Here is a 19384-nt window from a genome sequence, read left to right on the forward strand (position 1 = left end):
GGCGGGGTCATGCGCCCGTCGCGCCTCCGCCGGTCGTGGCGCTGCCGGTCGTGGCGCCGCGGAGCCCGAGCATCTCCCGGACGTCGGCCGGTGCGGCGATCTCCTTGCCCAGGTCCTCGACGACGGCGCGTACCGCCCTGACCTGTTCGGCGTTGCTGCGCGCCAGCCGCCCCTTGCCGGCCCACAGACTGTCCTCAAGGCCCACGCGCACATGGCCGCCGAGCCACGCGCTGTGCGTGGCGAACGGCATCTGGGCGCGTCCGGCCCCGAACGCGGAGAAGTGGTAGTCGTCGCCGAAGAGGTGGTCGGCGATCCGCACCATGTGTTCCAGGTTGGCGTGGTCGGCCCCGATGCCGCCGAGGACGCCGAACACGCCCTGGACGAACAGCGGCGGCCTGGCCAGGCCCGCCTCCACGAAGTGCGCGAGGGAGTACAGGTGCCCGATGTCGTAGCACTCGTACTCGAAGCGGGTGCCGGACTCGCCGAGGGTGCGCAGGGTGTGCTCGATGGAGTCGAAGGTGTTGACGAACGGCTGCGACCAGGTGTTGAGGACGTAGGGCTTCTCCCAGTCGTGCGTCCACGTGGTCACCTTGTCGGCGATGGCGGAGTACACGAAGTTCATCGTCCCCATGTTCATCGACGCCAGTTCGGGCTTCAGGCGCAGGGCGGCGGCCAGGCGCTGCTCCATCGTCATCGACGACGCCCCGCCGGTGGTGATGTTGACGACCGCGTCGGACCTTTCGGTGATGCGCCCGACGATCTCCTCGAAGACCTCGGGGTCGGCGGTGGGCCGACCGTCGGGCTCTCTGGCGTGCAGGTGCACGACGGCCGACCCCGCCTCGATCGCCTCCAGCGCGGAGTCGGCCACCTGCCGTGCGGACAGCGGGAGGTGGGGGCTCTGCGAGGGCACGTTGACGGACCCCGTCACCGCGGTGGTGATGACGACTTTCCCGGCCTGACGCATCAGTTCCTCCTGGATCCGGGGACGCGCGCCGCGTCCGCTTCCCTGAACTCCGTGACGAGGTCGCGCGCGGTGGCCGCGAGCATCGTGGTGTCGTTGCTGAGCAGGACGAAGTCGCAGCCGTCACGTACCGCCTGCGCGGCCTGCAGCGGTGCGCCGCCGAACGCGAGTCCCAGCCGCTTGCCCGCGGCGTGCGCGGCCTCACGTGCCGAGGCGATCGACTCGGCGACCTCGGGCGAGCCGGGCGTCGTCCCCAGGGACAGGGCGAGGTCCGCGGCGCCGACGAACACCGCGTCGACGGAGTCGAGGGCGAGGATCCCGGGCGCCGCCGCGATCGCCTCGGGGCTCTCCAGCTGCGGGATGCACAGCACGTCGTCGTTCCCGGTGGCGAGGTAGTCGGCGTTCGGGCGCAGGCCCCAGGCCCCGGCCCGGCTGGTGCCGCCGGCGCCGCGGATCCCGTACGGGGGGAAGCGGCAGGCGCGTGCGGCGACGGCGGCCTGTTCGACGGTGTCGACGTGCGGTACGAGGACGCCCATGGCACCGGCGTCGAGGACCTTCTGGATGGTGGACGCCGTCGTGTCCGGGACGCGTACCAGCGGGACCAGGCCCAGCGCCGCGGCCGTGTTGACAAGCCGGTACGCCGTCAGGAGGTCGAGCGGGGCGTGCTCCAGGTCGATCACGACGAAGTCGAAGCCGGCGTACGCCATGATCTCGGCCGGTTCGGTCGAGCCGATCTTGAGCCAGGTGCCCACGGGAGTGGTGCCGGCGGGAGTGGTACCGACGGGAGTGGTGCCGGCGCGCGGGGCGTCGTGGTTCGGTGCGAACAGCCCGGCGCCCGTGCGGTGCGGCGCGCTCACGGCGCCGGGTAGTCGTCGGCGTTGAGGACCCAGCCCGGTTTCGCGGAGAAGTCGGCGCGCGGCGGGCTGAAGATGTCGATCAGCTGGTTCACGCCCGGGTCGACGGCCGCGGAGGTGTGCACGGTGGGCGGCGGGATGACCGCGAGGGACGGGCTGCCGAGCGTCACGTGCTCGTCGTCGCGCCAGCCGGTGCTGTCGTTCAGCCAGGGGGTGCGGATGTGGTGGACGTACGCGCCCCGCACCGCGAGGGAGAGCTGTTCGAAGTCGTCGTGGGTGTGCGGGGAGAGCTTGCGCGGATCGCGCGGGCCCTCCTGCGGGGGCAGGAAGTTCACCATGAACGAGCGGGTGCGGAAGATGCGGCCGAACCGGCCCGGTTCGTCGTGCACCCCGGCGAGCGGGTAGAAGCGTACGGCCCGGCCCCCGACGGGCTCGGGCCAGCGGCGCAGGGGGGCGACGCGGGGGTGGTCCACGGCGTAGGCCTGCGCGTTGACGGCGCGGTCCCGCCAGGGCTGTTCGCCCGTCTCGAAGAGGCGCACCAGCGGGCCGCCGCCGTGCACGGCGAGCCGGGAGGCACCGGGCGGGACGACCACGAGCCCGGGCTCGTCGATCAGGTGCTCCTCGCCGTCCAGGTGCACGGTGAAGGCGGGCGAGTCGTCGGTGACCACCACGGCCAGTTCCCCGGCGGGGGTTCCGTTGTCGAGGTCGTCGCCGGCCCGGGCGGCGGTGTGCGCGAGCACCACGTTCTGCGCGCGCACGACGGCGGTGCGCCCGTCGGGCGTGGCGGCGTCCGGCGACAGCAGGCGGCCGAGGTCGACGTACTGGGCGGCGGCGATCGCGGCGTCGTGGTCCGGCGGCGACGCGGATGCCGGGGTGAGGGTGGAGCGGGGATCGTCGGTGGCGTACACGGTCATGGCCCTTTCGCTCGGGAGGCGGGGAAGGCGGGCGGGTGGAGGAGGCGGTGGAGAGGGGCGCAGGGCGAGGGTCTTGGCGATGAGTTCGCCGAGGTCGACGTCGTCGAGGTCCAAGCGGGCCGCACCGGCGTCGAAGCGGGAGATCTCCATGAGGTCCTCGACCATGCGGACGAGTTTGCCGGTCTCGTCGGCGACCAGGGTCAGCGCCTCGGCCGTCTCCGGCTCGATCCGCCCCGAGGCGGCGTCCTCGTACAGGACGTCGGTCACAGCGGTCATGGCCGCCAGCGGGGTGCGCAGTTCGTGGGAGACATCGGCGGCGAAGCGCCGCGCCTTGGCCTCCATGTCCCGCAGTGTCGCGGCATCGGCCTGCAGTGCGGTGGCCATGGAGTTGAAGGTGCGGCCCAGGTCTGCGAGTTCGTCGCGGCCGGTCACCTCGATCCGGGTGTCCAGGGCGCCCGCGGCCATGTTCTCGGCCGCCGACCGCAGTCGCCGCACGGGGCGCAGGACACGCCGCACGGCCAGCCAGGCGGGCACGACGGCGGCGAGGGCCACGGGCAGGAAGCCCGTACGCGCGGCCGTGACCAGGGAGGCGATGTCCTGCTGTTCGGACGCGAGAGAGAACGAGGCGTAGACGACGAGGCCGGACGGCTCGGACGGGTCGTCGGCGGATACCACGGGCAACGCGATCGCGAGCCAGACAGTGTCCGCTCGGGTGAAGCGCTGCGCCAGCGCGGTGGTGGCCGAGGGCGCGACGGCGGTCAGTGCCGGTGGCAGCACGAGCGGCAGGTCACCCGCCGTCACCGGCTTCCCGTTGCGGTAGACGGCCCCGGTGTGCCAGTCCCGCGCGCCCGCGAAGCGGTCCAGCTGCAGGGCGAGGGCCCGCAGGTCCGTCTCGGCCGGCCGGTCCGGCAGGTCCGGGGCGAGCGCACCCACCTGACTTCGCAGGTCCTGCACGGCACGGTGCTGGGCCCGGTCCAGGATCGCGGACCGGGCCTGCTGGAAGGTGAGGGCGGCAGTGGTGAGGGCGCTGAGGACCGCAACCAGGACGAAGGCGGTCACGAGCCGGGGTCCCAGGCCGCGGAAGCGGGGTCCCAAGCCGCGGAAGCGGGGCATGGGGCGTCTCCTCACAGTGGACCGAACCGGTAGCCGAAGCCCCGCACGGTCTGGACGTAGCGCGGCTGGCGGGGATCGTCCTCGGTCTTCGCGCGCAGCCGCATCACGCACGCGTCCACCAGCCGGACGTCGCCGTAGTAGCTGTGCTCCCACACCTGCTCCAGGAGCTTTCGGCGGCTGAAGGTCTGTTCCGGAGCGGCCGACAGGAACAGCAGCAGTTTGAGTTCCGAGGGCGCCAGTGCCAGCGGCCGGCCCCGTTTCGTCACGCTCAGCGAGGCACGGTTGATCTCCAGATCGCCATGGACGACCGGATCCCGGCGAGCCGTGACCTCCGGCTGGGAGGGGGCGACGCGGCGCAGCACCGCGCGGATGCGGGCCTCGACGACCTCTCCGCTGGCGGGCTTGACGATGTAGTCGTCGGCTCCGGCTTCCAGGCCGACCACGACATCGACGTCGTCTCCTCGCGCGGAGATGATCACGATGGGTATCTGGCTCGTCTCGCGGATTCTGCGGCAAGCCTCCAGGCCGCTGATGCCCGGCAGCATCAGGTCGAGCAGCACGATGTCCGGCCCGGACGCCACGAGGGAGTCCAGGCCTTCCTCTCCGGTGCCGACCGCCTCGATCTCGTGGCCGCGCCTCCTGAGCGCCAGCGTCATCGCGCGCCGCACCGCGGGATCGTCCTCGATCAGCAGGACCTTCGTCATGCCGACGGCTTCCTTTCTTACCGGTTCTCTTACCGGTTCCTCGGCCAGGCCGCTTCGTGGCGCACAGGCACAACAGGTTCAGCGGGCGCAACAGGTGCAACGGGTGCGACAGGCGCGGTTCAACCGGCGGACGCGGGCCGCTTCGGAGCGGCCGTTCCGGTGTCGTCGCACACGACGTCCCAGGGCGTCCCGGCCGCGCCGGGCTCATGGACACGTACCAGCACGTCCTGCGACCGCCGGCCGCCCGGGACGCCGGGCGCCGCAGCGGCGGTGCACACCAGCTGGCTGACCGCCGTCCGGTCCAGCTGCGCCACCGGCCAGGGCAGGTCCAGGTCGACCGTGCCGGCGGACGCCCGTGCGCGGACCTGCCCGTTCCCGGTCGGAACGGCGGTGGTCAGCCCGCGGGCCCGCTCGGCCGAGGTGGGCCCGCCCAGCAGCGCGTCGACGGCTTCCTGGGGGCCTGCGCCGTCCGGTGCCGGGCGTGTGGCGGGCCAGGTTCCCTGTTCGGTCGTGAAGTACACCCGCAGCGGTTCGGCCCCCTCCAAAGCCTGCCCTCCCACAGCGGGGCTTCCCGCCGCCACCGGATCGGTGCCGGAGACACCGCAACCAGTCACCACCAGCGCCAGCAGCAGCACCACCAGCGCCGGCAGTGCCGCGCCCAGGCGCACCGGCGTCCGCTTCCGCCTCGTTCGTCTCTTCCGCCTGCTGTCACTCACCTGTCACTCACCGTGTCGTCAGCTGCTCGACGTCCACCGTCCCCGTTCCGGGGCGTGGCTGCGGCACCGCCAGCCACACCCCGACGGCCAGAGCGCTCGCGGCCACCAGGGTCACCGCTCCCCGGCGTTCGACCGTCCACGGCGCGCGCCGCCGCACCGGGTCCTCCACCCAGCGCCTGGTCAGCGCGGCCGCGCCGAGCGACAGACCGATCGCAACGGCGGTACGCCCCCATCCGCTCGAACCGAGCACGGTCCGGGGCAGCAAGAGGAACACGGGCCAGTGCCATAGGTAGAGACTGTAGGACAGCTCACCCAGCTGACGCAGAACGCCGTTGCCCGCCAGGCGTCCGGCGATGCCGTCGGGACTCGCGGCGAGCAGGGCGATGAGCAGGGCGCAGGCCGCGGAGTGCGCGAACATGCCGCCCTGGAAGAGAGCGGGGCTGCTCTCCCCGGCGGTCAGCGCCCAGGACGCTGCCAGCCCGAGTGCCGACAGCGCGCACAGCGCATCACTGCTCCGGCCGGGAACGCGAGCCAGCCGCCGTCGTACGGGTGCGGTGGCCGCCAGCGCACCGAGCAGCAGCGCGAAGGCCCGGGTGTCGGTGCCCTGGTAGGCCCGCGTGGTGTCCACCGCGTCGCCCAGCGACACCATCAGCGCCAGGGACAGGAGCGCACCGGCTGCGGCGATGACGGCGATGCGTCGTTCGCCCCCGCGGCCGCGGGCGGCCACGAGCACCACCAGCGGCCACACCAGGTAGAACTGCCACTCGACGGCGATGCTCCACAGGTGGGTGAGGATCCGGCTGTCACCGGCGTCCCAGTAGCTGACCTGCTCGGCGACGAAATGCCAGTTGGCCGCCTGCGCCGCGACCCAGGGCGCGTCGTCGAGGGCGAGACGCAGTTGCGCGTGTGTTCCGAAGAACCAGGTCAGCAGCAGCGTCGTCGTGCAGACGGCGATCAGGGCCGGCAGCAGCCGCCGGGCACGGCGCACCCAGAAGGCCGTGAGGCCGATGCCGTGCGGAGCGGTCGTCTCCTGCAACAGGATGCCCGTGATCAGAAAGCCCGACAGGACGAAGAACAGGTCCACGCCGAGGAAACCGCCCTGGAGATGGCCCGCGTGGAAGAGCAGCACGGCCGCGACGGCACATCCGCGCAGCCCGTCGAGCGCAGCGAGGTGGCGCCGGACGGCTCCGCCGCCGTGGCGCCCGCCCGGCAGGGATGCGGTCCGGCCGGCCTCGGCGCCGCCGGCTCGCGTGGACGTCATGCGCAGCCCAGCTTGTCGAAGTGCCTGTCCTCGGTCCACGCACCGTTCGCCCATTCACCGGGGTCGGCGGCGGTGAAGTCCCGGCTCTTGGAGAGTTTCCCGGCGAACCACGCGGCGAAGGCCGCCGATCCCTGCTGGCAGGAGTGGATGCCGTCGGACGAGCGCTGCGCCTTCGCCGCCTTGCTGTCGGTCCCCCACAACTGCGCGGCATCGAAGAAACGCACCCGGCCGTCGCTGTCCCTGGCGACCTGCGCGGCCACCTTCGGCGCGCTCTCGATGGCACTTGCGTGCTGCCGGTAGAAGTCGTCCAGCTTGAACGGCGGCGCGGACACGATGACCAGTTCGGCGTCCGCGTCGCGTGCCGCTTCGGCCAGCTTCTCGTAGGAGGCGCGCTGTTGCCCGGCGGTGCCCCAGTCGTAGGTGGTGATCTGGTACGCGACCACCTGGGGCCGGAAGGAGGAGAGGTTCCTGTCCAGCGCCTTCCAGGTCGGCTCGGCGAGCCGGCTGCTCATCTCGTCTCCCTGGACCACGGTGCCCCCGCCGTCGGAGGACATGTCCTTGAATTCCACACCGCTTTTCGTCAGCGCCGCCTTGAGCGCGGGGCCCTCCACGCCCGCGATGGAGTCCCCCACCCACAGGACCCGCTGTTCCTGCCGGCCGTCCTCACCGCGCGTCGACGCACTCGTGCGTACTCCGTCGGCGTCGTCGCCGCAGCCGCTGACCAGGGCGCCGAGGAAGACGGTGGCCGTCAGGACGACCGTGAAACGTGAGATGCCCCGTGGGCCGTTGTCGATCTGCATGTGCCCCACCGAACCAGTCCGGTCCGCCCGGAGGCCGCGCCGTCATGAATCGATCACACAACGAGAGTGGGGCTGTCATACGGCAAAGGACCACCGCGGGAGCGAAGCCTCTCGTTGCCCGGGTGTAGGCGGGATCGGCGATCACCTTCGCCTGCCGCTCGATGGACAGGGCCTGGGTGATCGCCTCGCCCCGGAACCAGGCCGCCAGGCCGCCGTAGAGCTCGTCCTCCGCCCGCGCGGTGCGCCTCTTGTCGCTGCGGCTCACCTCCCGTCCGGTCGGCAGCTTCACCGACAGCGCGTTCGGCGTGCGTCCGTGCAGCGCGTCCATGGCCTCGGCACGCCGTCCGGCGTCGAGCGACCGGGCGTAACGCCGTTTGGGGTCGGACGCCCGGAGCTCCGTCGCCCGCCGTTGCAGGTCGCTGCCGTACCCGTGCCGGCTCATGCACGTTGGACGAGGGTCTGTTCGGCGGCGGTGAGGGCCGCTGTGGCGGAGGGCGGGGACGGAGTCCGGCCGACAGCACCGGGATCCGAAGCGCCACCCGCCGAACAGCCGGTCACCGTGGCCACGAGGACAGCCACCACCGCCACCATCGTGCGCGGGCGTGCGTCATCCGCCCGGCGTTCCGGCTCAGACGCAGTCCTCGATGTTCTGCGAGACACCGGGGATCGGCTCCCAGTTGTTGCCCGTGCTGATGTAGACCGCGCTGATCCAGCCGCGCGGGCCGCCCGCGTCCACCTGGACCCACCAGTTGTTGGCGTAGGAGCCGTCGACCACGCTGTCGCCCTTGAGCTGGCAGTGCGCGTCCACGGTCATCCGGCTGACCTTGATGCGGTCATAGGGCGGGCAGGAGAAGGACCCGCAGCTGCGCATGTTGACGCCGGTCGCCCACACGTAGACCTCGGTCGTGTTGCTCGCGGCCTGCGCGGGAGCGGCGCCGAGGAGGGACATCGCGGCGCCGCCAACGGCTGCCGCCGCAACGGCCGTACGACGCAGACGACTGGTTCGCTGGGACATGGGATTCCTCCGGAGTACGCGTTCGGTGATCCCCGCCGGTGGGTGGGGTCGGCAGGGTGACGGGCCGTCCGGCCGCGGCGTATGAGCGTCGAGGAAACGAAATATGCACGCGCCGGCACTCATACGGGCCGACCGGCCGTTCCGTCTCACCAGCGGCCCCGCCCACGCCGAGGACGGCAGAGAGGGGGACCGGCCACCACACCCGTTTCGGTCATTGTTCGGCGTCAGAGGATGACCACGTAGCGGGACGGTGATCCTTCCTCCGGCATGCCCGGGACTCCTCGCCGGCAGGGTCCGTCGGGAGGACCAGGTACGCGAATCGTGGGACGGCGCTGGAGATCTTCCGCGTGCTCAGCAGCCGTGAAGTGGACGAGGCCGGGTCGGGCGGGCACACCGGGGCGGGCGAGGGCGTGAACAGCGGACAGCAGATCGCCACCATGGGCAACAGGGGCCAGTCCACCGGCTCCCACCTGCACTTCGAGGTGCAGTAGGACCACCCGATGATCACGACTCGATATGCCCCTGGATGACACGCCGAGGTGCCGGACGCCAAGTGCGGGCAGGAGTTGGGTCAGCGGTCAACCAGCCGTGGAAGCGGGGCCTCGCCCGTGGATTCCGCGTCGGTGTCGTCGGTGCCGACCGGGCCGCAGGGAAGCATCCGGTCCAGCCACTTCGGCAGCCACCAGTTGGTCCGGCCCAGGAGTGTCATGGTCGCCGGTACCAGCACCATGCGTACGACCGTGGCGTCGATGAGGATCGCGGTGGCCAGGCCGAGCCCGAACATCTTGGTGGAGGGGTCCTCGGCGACGGCGAAGGACAGGAAGACCGCCGTCATGATGAAGGCGGCCGAGGTGATGACCGGGGCGGTGCGCGAGACGCCCTCGACGATCGCCGTGCCGTTGTCGCCGGTGCGCAGGTACTCCTCGCGTACGCGGGAGAGGAGGAACACCTCGTAGTCCATCGACAGGCCGAACAGGATGGCGAAAAGGAACATCGGGATGAACGACACGATCGGAACCGTCGCCTCCAGCCCGATGAGTGCGCCTCCCCAGCCCCACTGGAAGACCGCGACCATGACGCCGTAGGCCGCGCCGATGCTCAGCAGATTCAGCAGCACCGCCTTGAGCGGTACGAGTATCGAGCGAAAGACCGGCATCAGCAGAAGGAACGACATCGCCAGCACGGCGGCGACGAACACCGGCAGGCGCTGGCTGGTGCGTCGGCCCACATCGGACAGGCTCGCGGCGGCGCCGCCGACGTGGGCCTTGGCCGGGCCGTGCCCGATCGCCGTGGGCAGCACGTCGGTGCGCAGCCGGGCGATGGTGTCGGCCGTGGCCTTGTCCTGGGGGCTGGTGGTCGGGAACACCACCAGGGTCGCGATGCCGGTGGCCCGGTCGATGTGCGCCGGCGCGAGGGATGCGATGCCCGGATCCGCCGCGACCGCCCCGACGAGTCGGTCCAGCGCTCCCCGATCACCGGAGGGGTCCGCGGCGATGACGAGGGGACCGTTGGTGCCCGGGCCGAACCCCTCGGCGACGAGGTCGTAGGCCCGGCGCTCGGTACGGCTGTGGGGCAGMGAGCCGTCGTCGGGCAGACCGACGCGCAGACCGAGCACGGGCAGCGTCGCGGTCAGCAGCAGCCCCGCCGCGCCGACCGCGTACACCACCGGGTGCCGGCTGACGTGCCCGATCCAGCGACGCCACCCGGCGGCGTGGGCGGCGCCTGGCGCCGGGTCCCGGCGCCGTGCGAGCCGGCCCGGCCCCCTGGTCCGCAAGGCCCGGCCGATCCGGCCGGGCCGGGCCAGGCGTGGGCCGGAGGCGCCGAGGAAGGCCGGCAGCAGCGTCACCGACGCGACCACCATGGTCAGAACGACGATCGAGACGGCGAGCCCGCCCACCGTCATGAACGGTACGTCCGCGACCACCAGGCCGAGAATCGATACGACGACGGTGCCGCCGGCGAAGACCACCGGTCGCCCCGCCGTGGCCACCGCCCGTCCGGCCGCCTCGTGCGGAGCGAGCCCGCGCGCGAGGTACTCCCGGTGCCGGGCGAGCACGAACAGCGCGTAGTCGATGCCCACTCCGAGCCCGACCATGCTGCCCAGGACCGGTGCGAAAGTGGGGACGTCCGTGAGCCCCGCCAGTACCGTCATCGTGGCGACCCCGACGGTCAGTGCGAAGATCGCCATGCCAATCGGCAGCGCGGCGGCGACGAGCGAACCGAACGCCAGGAACAGGATCGCGGCCGCGGCGAGGAGGCCGATCAACTCGCTCGCGCCGCCGCCGGGGTCGGAGAAGGCGTAGAAGAGGTTCCCGCCCATCTCGATGCGCAGGGGCAGTTCGGTGCGCAGCCGGTCGCCGAGACCGACGAGGGCGTCGAGGTCTTCGGCCGACAGCCGGCTCTGGTCGGGATACTGCACCCGGACGACCGCGATCCGCCCGTCGGCCGAGACGAGGCCGCCGCGCACGGCGGTGTCCCCGCCCGCGTCGAGCGCCCGCGCCGGGTCGCTCGTACCCAGCACGTGCGGCAGCCCTTTCACTTCGGCCTGCAGCCGCGTGAGAGCGGTGCGCGCGCTGTCGTGGCCGAAGAACGTCGCGGCGCCGTCGAGGGGGGTGACGACCACGTGGGCGGTCATCCCCTCCTGGCCGGTGCCGGCCCGCTCGATCAGTTCCGCCGCCCGCTGGGAGTCCAGCCCCGGAGCGGTCATCGCATCCGTATTGCGCCCGCCGAAGGCGACGGCGGCGAGAACGGCGAGTGCGGCGGCGACCAGCCATGCCGCGATCACCCGCCAGGGACGGCGGGCGGCGCCTGCGCCCAGGCGCAACAGGGCTTTCGAGAGCATCGGGTCCTCCCACCGCCTCGTCGGCCGTCCTTGTACGGCCGCCGGTGCCGAGGCTCCCCGCCACGGCGCTGCGCGGCATCGGCCCGCGGGCCGCGGATCCGTCGGCCGCAAGTCGGAGTGAATTCCCGTCCTTTCGGCCGATGCGCGGCACGGCACGGTCCCTACGCTGAGAGCCGTGCTGCGAGAGGACCTGCGAACCCTGTGGACCGAACCCCGGCCGCCCGACGCGCCCGCCCGGGTGTGGCGCGACTGGGCGCTGCTCGCCGCGGGCCTGGGCGGTGTGGTGCTGGAGGCCGCCCTGCGCGAGAACGTCGTGTGGCGGCCGGTGGCGGTGGTGTTCGCCGTATGGGTGTGCCTGCTGCTCCTGTGGCGCCGGACGCGCCCGCTGGCGACGGTCACGCTGGCGTTCGGCTCGACGATGCTGCTCCAGGTGGCCTCGTTCGTCACCGCCCCGCGCGAGCCCGTCGGCCTGGACACCGGCGCGGTCGTGCTCGTGCTGGTGTACGCGCTGTCCCGGTGGGGATCGGGACGCGAGATCGTGCTGGGCGGCGCGGTGACTGTCGCGGTCGGCGCGCTGTGTGTCGTCATGGACGGGACCCCGGTCGTCGAAAAGGTCGTGGGCCTCGTCTTCCTGCTGCTGCCCGGCGTGGTGGGAACTGCCGTGCGGTTCTGGGTTACCGCTCGCGAGCGGCAGGTGGAACAGGTGCGCTCCCGCGAGCGCGAGCAGCTCGCCCGGGAACTGCACGACACGGTGGCCCACCACGTGTCGGCCATGGTGATCACCGCCCAGGCGGGCCGGGTGCTCGCGGGCACCGACCCGTCCGCCGCCGTCCAGGCGCTGGAGGGGGTCGAGGAGGAAGGGGCGCGCACGCTGGAGGAAATGCGCGCCATGGTCGCCGCGCTGCGCGACCGCGGGGTCGGCGCCGAGCTGGCGCCCCCTGCCGGAGTCGCGGATCTGGAGCGCCTGGTGCGCACCCCGGGTGGTCGAATCAGGGCCGACCTGGGGCTCGACGGCGAACTGGCGCGCTGCCCCCGGCCGTGGACGCGGCCGTCTACCGGATCGTGCAGGAGTCGGTGACCAACACGCTGCGCCATGCGGTCGACGCGACCGAACTCGTCGTTCGGGTCGCCGCGCAGCGGCACACGGTACGGGTGAGCGTGCACGACAACGGCCGGCGCACCGGCCAGGGTCGCGACGGATACGGACTCACCGGACTGCGCGAGCGCGCGACCCTGCTCGGCGGCACACTACGAGCCGGCCCGGGTACCGACCGGGGCTGGCACGTCGAAGCCGAACTGCCGAGAGCCAGGAGCGACAGCGGTGTCCATTCGCGTTCTCGTCGCTGACGACCAGACGATCATCCGCACCGGGCTGCGGATCATGCTGAACGCCCAGCCCGGCATCGAGGTGGCCGGCGAGGCCGCCGACGGGCGGGAAGCGGTACGCCTGGCCCGCGAACTACGCCCCGATGTCTGCCTGTTCGACATCCGCATGCCCGGACTCGACGGGCTGGAGGCCACCCGGCTGGTCGCCGGCCCGGGCGTCGCCGAACCGCTGGTCGTGGTCGTCATCACCACGTTCGACTTCGACGAGTACGTCTACGGCGCACTGCGTGCGGGTGCCCGCGGATTCCTCCTCAAAGACACGGGACCGGACCTTCTGGCACAGGCCGTACGGTCGGCGTCCGACGGTGAGGCGCTCATCGCGCCCAGCGTCACCGTCCGTCTGCTCCAGGCCTTCGCGGACCTGCCCGCCGGCCGGCCCGCCTCCCAGCCGGTCTCCCCCGTCACCGCTCGCGAGGAACAGGTGCTCCTCGCCGTCGCCCGCGGGCTGACCAACACCGAGATCGCCGACGCACTGCACATCAGCCTCAGCACGGTGAAGACACATCTGGCCAGCCTGATGGGCAAACTCGGCGCCCGCAACCGGGTCGAGATCGCGATGTGGGCCTACGAGACGCGCCGTATCCTCCCCGGAACCTGAGCCGGGTGCCGGGCCATGTCCCACGAGTCCCCGCCCGGACATCGGTGCACCGGTCGGCTCACGCCGGCTCCACGTGCCTCTCCACGTGCCTCTGCACGTCGCCGTCGACCGCGGCCCCTACGACGGCGACCCGCGGCACCCGGCCGCGCAGTGACCGGCCCGGCAGGACGCGCGTGAGGAGCTGCGGGTGCGGCTGAACGCCGAGGCCGGTCGTCGGCCGCGCCGTCGACGACCGTGCCGGCCTGAGCTCCGGGCAGGTCCTGGACCAACTCGCCGTCCAGGTCCGCATGGACGAGTCCGGCGCCGGTGGGGCGCCGCCGGTGGGGCGCCGCCCGCGCCTGCCGCAGGAGCTATGTGGTTTCGACTCGTCCGGCCGGGGCGGGGTCGGCCGCGAGTGCCTCGCAGGCGGTCTGCCAGGCCTGGTCACCGGGGTGGAGCCGGCTGCGGAGGTAGGCCGAGGTGAGGCGCCCGACGGCGGCGACCCGCTCGGGGCTCTCGTCGGTGGTCTCGGCGGCGTCGTATCCGGGGATCCCTCCCAGCGCGTGCCCCGCGCCGAACAGGGTGAGCAGGGACTTGGGGCCGGGGCTGAGGGTGTAGGGGTCGGCGTGCCAGAGCGGCCCCATGTCCGTGAAGTGCTGGGAGTCGTCCTCGTCGCCGACGACGACCAGCGCGGGGGTGGTCATCGTGGAGAAGTCGATGGTCCTGAAGAACGGCACTGCCTGGCCCATGGGTCCGTTGATGGCGTCGCCCCTGCCGGGCGCGGCCAGCAGCACGCCCGTGGTGATGCGGGGTTCGAGGAAGCTGACCGCCTCCCCGGTGTCGGGGTCGGTGACCTCGGCTCCGAGCAGGGTGCTGGAGGTGAAGCCGCCGAAGGAGTGTCCGGCGACGGCGACCTTGGTGTGGTCGATCCGCCCGGCGAGCAGCGGCACGCTCTTCTCGATCTCGTCGAGCCGGTCGAGGATGTCGGTCATCTCCTGGGCGCGCGAGCGCCAGAAGAAGGGCGCTTCGGGGGCGTCGGCGACCAGGTGGCTCAGGGTCCTGGAGGAGAGATGGGTGGGCTGGATGACGACGAATCCGTGGGCGGCCCAGAAGTTGACCAGCGGCGCGTAGCCGTTGAGCGAGGAGAGGTCGTTCGAGGGGCCCTGGCCGTGGGAGAAGAGGATGACGGGAAGGCCGCTCCCGGTCTCGGGCGCGGAGACACGGACCTGGAGGTCCACGGGCCGTCCGGGTACGGACAGGACCACCGGGCTGTAGGACAGGACGGGGACAGGTGCGCCCAGGATGTCGGCGGTGGATGTATTCATGATGCGTGGTTGCCCTTCCGTAGTGTGTGCCGCCCGGCGGATCGGTTCGACCCGCGCGTGGTGAGGCGTCCAGGGATGTTTCGCGTCGGCCGACATGAGACGGAGCGTCGTTGCGATTGCTGCATGGAACGGCGCTCCGTTCGCCGGATCTCCCCTGTTCGACAGGACGATCCTGACGCGAACCGGAAACCGGATGAAGGGCTGATTCAACCGCGGATGATTTGTCCCTGGCTGGCGCTGTCCCCACCGCAGGGACACCTGCACCCAGTAGTCGCCTTACGGTCGACTGGCGCGCGGATGTACACGCAGACCTGGGCAGGCCCTCGTCGCTTGCACGGGTCACGAGTTCGGGGCGTGGAGTGCGGAGGCGGGAGCCGACGCGCTGGTGGCCCGGCTCGCCCTTGGCCGCGTTGACGAGGATGGGGGATGCCGAAGTGGTAGGGCAGTGGCCGACCGGGATGACGGCTTCGGCGGGGGCCGGTCTCCTCGGCGAGCTTGTGAACGTCCGCTGTCCCGTGGCTGGGGCGGCTCACCGTATGTCCGCGGCAAGACTGTACTTCGGCAGGGCGATGTCCCCCGCCTTGGCGAACTGCGCGGCGAGTAGTTTCCGCATCGGCCAGCGCGTCATCTGACGCATGGACAGGTCCCGCAGGCGGATGCCGAGTCGACCCGAAGGCGCGAATCCCGAGGCCCCGCCGGGCGGGAGCTGCTGGGCCTGGCGCACGTACGGGCGCATCACCTCGTCGTAGCGGCGGAAGGCGATGCGGTGGTCGCCCTCGGAGGCAGCGAGTTCACCGGCCAGGACGTAGGCGCCGACCAGAGCCAGGCTGGTCCCCAGGCCGGTCAGCGGGGTCGCGCAGTATCCGGCGTCGCCCAGCAGCGCCACACGGCCGCGTGTCCAGTGGTCGAGGCGGACCTGGCCCATGGAGTCGAAGAAGAAGTCCGGGGAGGTGCGCATGGCCTGCAGCAGGCGTGGGGTCTCCCAGCCGACGCCGGCGAAGCGCTGGGCCACGAGTTCCTGCTGGGCGGCGCTGTCGCGGCGGTCGTAGGCGATCGGTGCCGAGCGGAAGCTGAGACCGGCCTTGATCTCGCCGGGGAGGCGGCCGGGCCGTGCGGAGGCGACCAGTCCGCCGGGCGCGTTGTGCATCAGGTACCAGCCGTCGAGTTCCAGGTCGTCGGTGGCGGTGAACCAGGCCGTGTAGAGGCCGAGCGGGTGGACGAACTCCTGCTTCCGGCCGAAGGCCAGCGCGCGGACCACGGAGTGCGGTCCGTCCGCGCCGACGACCAGCCCGAACCGGCGCGGCGCGGTCTTCTCGAAGGTGACGGTGACGGCGTCAGCGTCCTGATCGATCTCGGTGATGGTGTCGTCGAACAGGTACTCCGTGTCCGGCAGGGTGGCGTCATAGAGCAGGCGGGCGAGATCGCCGCGAAGGATCTCGATCTCTGAGACGATCGCCTCGCCGCCGAAGCTGTCGGCGGGGACCCGCGCGGTGGTCCGGCCTGAGGCGTCGACGAGTGCGAGGCCTCGTTGGTCCACGCTCTGCGCCCTGGCCCGGTCCATCAGACCCATCCGCTCGATCACGGTGCGGCCGGCGCCGCGTAGATCCACGGTCTGCCCGCCCGGCCGGGGTTCCGGCGTGCGTTCCACGATGGTGACTCCGAAGCCCCCCTTGCGTAGCCAGTACGCCAGCGCGGGCCCGGCGATGCCGGCCCCGCAGATGAGTATCTCGTTGTTCGGCATGATGTGAACGTACGCCGTACGCGAAATGGTGCGCAAGCATGAATTCCCTTTGCAGGATGGGATGCTGAGCGTCAGTGCACTAGTGCTGAGAGTTAGGGGGAGGTACTCGCATGGGGGATTGCCCGGCGTCGAGGGCTAGGATGACACCCGTCTAGGTGCACTAGTGCAGGGGGTGTCGGTGGGCGGACAGGCGGTACCGCGCTACAGCCAGATCGTCGGCGAACTGCGACGGCGGATCGAAGCGGGTGAGCTGGCACCGGGCGATCGCGTGCCCTCGACCCGCGAGATCACCAAGCAGTGGGGGGTCGCGATGGCGACCGCGACCAAGGTGCTCACCGAGCTGCGCGACGAGGGGATGGTCCGTGCCGTCCCCGGCATCGGGACGGTCGTGGCCACCCCGGGCCGGCCGGTGCGGTCCGCCCGCCCCGCGGCCCCCGCTCGCCCGGGCGGGCCGCCTGATGCGCCCTCGGGCCAGGCGACGCTCACGCTCGGACGGATCGTCAGTGCCGCAGTCGCGGTCGCCGACACGGAGGGGCTGGCCGCGGTTTCGATGCGTCGGGTGGCCGCGGAGCTCGGGATGGCGACCATGTCGCTGTATCGGCACGTGGCGGACAAGGACGATCTGATGACGCGGATGATGGACACGGCAATCGCGGAGTTCCCGTTGCCGACCGACCCGCCGGACGCCTGGCGCGAGGCGATCGAGTTGGCGGCCCGGCAGCTCTGGGACCTGTTCCGGCGCCACCCGTGGTTCGCGCCGGCCCTGTCGGTGACCCGCCCTCAGATGATCACCTCGGCGCTGCCGTACAGCGAGTGGGTGCTTGCCACCCTGCACGCTCACGGACTCGACCTGCAGTCCGCCTTCACCGCGCACCTCATGCTGCTCAATTACGCCCGTGGTGTTGCAGTCAGCCTGGAGTCGGAGCGGGAGGCCGAGGCGCACAGCGGCCTGGACAGCGAGGAGTGGATGGATACTCAGGAGCCCACGCTCCTGGCGATCCTGGCCACCGGCCGGTTCCCTGCCCTCTCGCTCCTCACCACGCAGGGTTACGACCTCGACCTCGACGCCCTCTTCGAGTTCGGCCTCCAGCGCCTCCTCGACGGCCTTGCCTCACTCCTCGACGAGAGCTCCGCCGACTGAACGGAGAACTCGCAGCTTCGGCTCCTGCTTTCTCCGGCAAGGGAGTGGGATCGGCTGATGCCCGCGCAGCAGTACCCGCTGGAGACCCTCGACATCGAGCCGCCTGAGTGCGACGAAGTCGTGGTGCCGGTACGGCGCTCCCAAGGCAGGCTTGTCACGAATGCCGGAGGAGGTTCGCGCGCAGCACCTCTTCGAGGTTCAGTTCCACCTCGCGCGTGTGGACCCCGGCCGCGAGCGCTGCCCGGGCAAGCTCTCCCGACACGGGGGTGAACGTTTCGCCGAGCAGGCGGTCCTCCGCGCGCAGGGCGTCCTCCAGCGTGCCGTCGGCCGCGTCGATCGCTTCGGTGGCCGCGGTGCGGACACCGGCGGGCAGAGCCGCGATGGTCCGTGCGACCCACTCGACGTATTCGTCCAGTTCCGCGGCGGGCAGAGCCCGGTTCACCCATCCCCAGCGCTCGGCGGTCGCCGCGTCGACGAGCCCGCCCGTCAGCACGATCTCCAGAGCGCGAGCGCGACCCACCAGGCGGGGCAGGTGGGCAGTTGCACCGGCTCCGGGGACGATGCCGGTCAGCGTCTCGAACTGGCCGAACGCCGCGCTCTCAAGAGCCGCGAAGCGCAGATCCAGGCTGGAGACCAGCTCGGATCCACCGCCGCGGACGAGTCCCGCGATTTTGGCGATGGTGGTCTGGGGCAGACGCCGCCAGCGTTCATGAAGCCGCATCATCGGGCCCGTCCCGACAAGCGTCTCCTGCGCGACCGGGAGGGCGGCGTAGGTCGCGGGGTCCTCCACGAATGACAGGTCGCCGTGTGCCAGGAAGAACTCCGGATTGGCGCTCTGGATGACGATGACGTGCAGATCGGGATCGTTCTCGGCCGATGCGGCGACGGCGTCCAGGTCGAGCATGAGCTTCGCCGTCATCAGGTTGACGGGCGGAACGTCGATAGAGACCCACAGCACTCCGTCCTGGCGCTTGATATCGAGGCTGGGCAGGGACTGTTCGGGCATGGGATTCCTCCGGGTTGGCGGTATCCCTGGTATACCTGGCGCATGACAGGTACTTCAAAGAAACCTGGTATCCGCGAAGATGGGGCCGGTCACGAGACCATCGTCGGCCCGCAGCGCGAACTCCTGGATCAGCTGCTGGACAAGTGGGGTCAGCTGCTGCTGACCGCGTTGTGCCGGCAGCCGCGACGCTTCAACGAACTCAAGAGAGAACTCGATGGGGTCACTCAGAAATCGCTGACGCAGGCACTGCGGCGGTTGGAACGCAACGGCCTCGTCGAGCGCCGGGTGCTGGATCAACGCCCCGTTGCCGTGGAGTACCGGATCACACCGCTGGGTCGCACGCTTGAGGAGCCCTTCTTGATCCTGCGTGCCTGGACCGCCGACCACCTCGCCGAAGTCGAACGACACAGGGATGCATTTGACGAAGGCAGGGGCACCCTCTAGTACTCCATCAGCGGTTCGTTTCCTGAACTGCGTTTTCGGTGGTGGCAGCGGCGGGCGATGGCTTGGTGGCGTCTTCTCCAGGCCGGCCCTGTCAGTGCGTGGGTGACGGGATCGCGGTCGGCTCGGGGCGGGGCAGAAGAGTGTCCAGGAATCGCCGAATCGCCGGATCCCTGCCACGGCTACCGGACTCCGGCAGAGATCTGCGCTGACCTTCTCAACAGCTGTGATGCGCTGACCGCTTGAGCTCGCCATCGCCTGCCGAGACAGGACCTATTTCCTGCGGTGCCCGCGGGGGCTTGCAACAGCGTTCGCTCAGTCCTCGGGCCTGGGGGCGAGGGTGATGAGGGCGGTGGCGATCTCGTCGAGGCGTGCAGGGGCGAGGGAGTAGAGAACGTAGTAGCCCTCGCGCTGGGCGGTGGTGAGTCCCGCCTGGGTGAGCTGGTGGAGGTGGCGGGAGGTGACGGAGGGGGACAGGCCGAGGAGAGAGGCGAGTTCTTGCGTGGTGCGGCTCTGGGCGGCGAGGTGGGTGACGATCCGCAGGCGTGGGGCGGCGGCCAGAGCCCGGAGCGCGGTGAGGGTGTCTT

General features: G+C 71.4%; 19 protein-coding genes. 6 read left to right on the forward strand and 13 right to left on the reverse strand.

All coding sequences use genetic code 11. The features are described 5' to 3' along the window. Positions 1-7: 7 nt before the first annotated feature. From FGF04_RS37065 to FGF04_RS37105, 8 genes are all read right to left on the reverse strand, one after another. On the reverse strand, positions 8-964 hold the full coding sequence (locus FGF04_RS37065) for a BKACE family enzyme (RefSeq protein WP_149515779.1): 957 nt from the start codon (positions 962-964) through the stop codon (positions 8-10). Beyond that, positions 964-1818 carry an HpcH/HpaI aldolase family protein gene (locus FGF04_RS37070; protein WP_149515780.1) on the reverse strand — a complete coding sequence of 285 codons (855 nt, stop codon included), beginning with the start codon at positions 1816-1818 and terminating at the stop codon, positions 964-966. The genes FGF04_RS37065 and FGF04_RS37070 overlap by 1 nt, the downstream gene beginning before the upstream one ends. Further along, complete coding sequence (locus FGF04_RS41500; RefSeq protein ID WP_235882685.1) at positions 1815-3842, reverse strand: HAMP domain-containing protein; 2028 nt, start codon at positions 3840-3842, stop codon at positions 1815-1817. The genes FGF04_RS37070 and FGF04_RS41500 overlap by 4 nt, the downstream gene beginning before the upstream one ends. Positions 3843-3853: 11 nt before the next feature. Further along, positions 3854-4546: a response regulator transcription factor gene (locus tag FGF04_RS37085; protein ID WP_149515781.1), complete on the reverse strand. Its 693-nt coding sequence runs from the start codon at positions 4544-4546 to the stop codon at positions 3854-3856. Positions 4547-4665: 119 nt separating this feature from the next. Further along, complete coding sequence (locus FGF04_RS37090) at positions 4666-5214, reverse strand: GerMN domain-containing protein (protein WP_235882686.1); 549 nt, start codon at positions 5212-5214, stop codon at positions 4666-4668. Positions 5215-5269: 55 nt separating this feature from the next. Then, positions 5270-6523 carry an acyltransferase family protein gene (locus FGF04_RS37095; RefSeq protein ID WP_149515782.1) on the reverse strand — a complete coding sequence of 418 codons (1254 nt, stop codon included), beginning with the start codon at positions 6521-6523 and terminating at the stop codon, positions 5270-5272. Beyond that, complete coding sequence (locus FGF04_RS37100) at positions 6520-7323, reverse strand: SGNH/GDSL hydrolase family protein (RefSeq protein WP_149515783.1); 804 nt, start codon at positions 7321-7323, stop codon at positions 6520-6522. The genes FGF04_RS37095 and FGF04_RS37100 overlap by 4 nt, the downstream gene beginning before the upstream one ends. A 628-nt stretch (positions 7324-7951) precedes the next feature. Continuing rightward, complete coding sequence (locus FGF04_RS37105) at positions 7952-8338, reverse strand: hypothetical protein (protein ID WP_149515784.1); 387 nt, start codon at positions 8336-8338, stop codon at positions 7952-7954. Positions 8339-8685: 347 nt separating this feature from the next. Between FGF04_RS37105 and FGF04_RS40740 the strand changes: the two genes are divergently transcribed. Next, positions 8686-8829 carry a M23 family metallopeptidase gene (locus FGF04_RS40740; RefSeq protein ID WP_223146442.1) on the forward strand — a complete coding sequence of 48 codons (144 nt, stop codon included), beginning with the start codon at positions 8686-8688 and terminating at the stop codon, positions 8827-8829. An 80-nt stretch (positions 8830-8909) separates the two neighbouring features. Here FGF04_RS40740 and FGF04_RS37115 read toward each other — a convergent pair whose 3' ends face one another. Continuing rightward, complete coding sequence (locus FGF04_RS37115) at positions 8910-11180, reverse strand: MMPL family transporter (RefSeq protein WP_149515785.1); 2271 nt, start codon at positions 11178-11180, stop codon at positions 8910-8912. A 175-nt stretch (positions 11181-11355) separates the two neighbouring features. Here FGF04_RS37115 and FGF04_RS37120 point away from each other — a divergent pair, with 175 nt between their 5' ends. Genes FGF04_RS37120 through FGF04_RS37125 form a run of 3 tightly spaced genes read left to right on the forward strand, consistent with a single transcriptional unit; the run spans position 11356 to position 13164 of the window. Further along, the gene (locus tag FGF04_RS37120) at positions 11356-12258 is read left to right on the forward strand and encodes a sensor histidine kinase (RefSeq protein ID WP_235882687.1); all 903 of its coding nucleotides are present in this window, start codon (positions 11356-11358) and stop codon (positions 12256-12258) included. Then, positions 12255-12527, forward strand: a complete 273-nt coding sequence (locus tag FGF04_RS41505; RefSeq protein ID WP_235882688.1) for a sensor histidine kinase — start codon at positions 12255-12257, stop codon at positions 12525-12527. The genes FGF04_RS37120 and FGF04_RS41505 overlap by 4 nt, the downstream gene beginning before the upstream one ends. Continuing rightward, positions 12502-13164: a response regulator gene (locus tag FGF04_RS37125; RefSeq protein ID WP_149515786.1), complete on the forward strand. Its 663-nt coding sequence runs from the start codon at positions 12502-12504 to the stop codon at positions 13162-13164. Before FGF04_RS41505 ends, FGF04_RS37125 begins: the two co-directional genes overlap by 26 nt. A 350-nt stretch (positions 13165-13514) precedes the next feature. Here the strand turns inward: FGF04_RS37125 and FGF04_RS37130 are convergent, their stop codons facing one another. Continuing rightward, positions 13515-14468: an alpha/beta hydrolase family protein gene (locus FGF04_RS37130; RefSeq protein WP_149515787.1), complete on the reverse strand. Its 954-nt coding sequence runs from the start codon at positions 14466-14468 to the stop codon at positions 13515-13517. 529 nt (positions 14469-14997) lie between these two features. Beyond that, a complete protein-coding gene (locus FGF04_RS37135) occupies positions 14998-16209 on the reverse strand; it encodes an FAD-dependent monooxygenase (protein ID WP_149515788.1) in 1212 nt (403 codons plus the stop codon). Between the two features lie 178 nt (positions 16210-16387). On the opposite strand from FGF04_RS37135, the gene FGF04_RS37140 reads away from it, so the two are divergent. Further along, on the forward strand, positions 16388-17350 hold the full coding sequence (locus FGF04_RS37140) for a TetR/AcrR family transcriptional regulator C-terminal domain-containing protein (RefSeq protein WP_149515789.1): 963 nt from the start codon (positions 16388-16390) through the stop codon (positions 17348-17350). Positions 17351-17504: 154 nt separating this feature from the next. On the opposite strand, the gene FGF04_RS37145 is transcribed toward FGF04_RS37140, so the two are convergent. Beyond that, positions 17505-18356 (reverse strand): enoyl-CoA hydratase/isomerase family protein, encoded by an 852-nt coding sequence (locus tag FGF04_RS37145; protein ID WP_149515790.1) that lies wholly within the window; start codon positions 18354-18356, stop codon positions 17505-17507. 42 nt (positions 18357-18398) lie between these two features. Here FGF04_RS37145 and FGF04_RS37150 point away from each other — a divergent pair, with 42 nt between their 5' ends. Further along, entirely contained in the window at positions 18399-18800 is a 402-nt protein-coding gene (locus FGF04_RS37150; RefSeq protein ID WP_149515791.1) for a winged helix-turn-helix transcriptional regulator, read from the forward strand. Between the two features lie 312 nt (positions 18801-19112). Here the strand turns inward: FGF04_RS37150 and FGF04_RS37155 are convergent. Beyond that, on the reverse strand, positions 19113-19384 hold a 272-nt coding region (locus FGF04_RS37155; protein WP_149515792.1), incomplete at its 5' end, for an ArsR/SmtB family transcription factor.

This window comes from Streptomyces apricus (assembly GCF_008369065.1).
GTDB lineage: Bacteria > Actinomycetota > Actinomycetes > Streptomycetales > Streptomycetaceae > Streptomyces > Streptomyces apricus.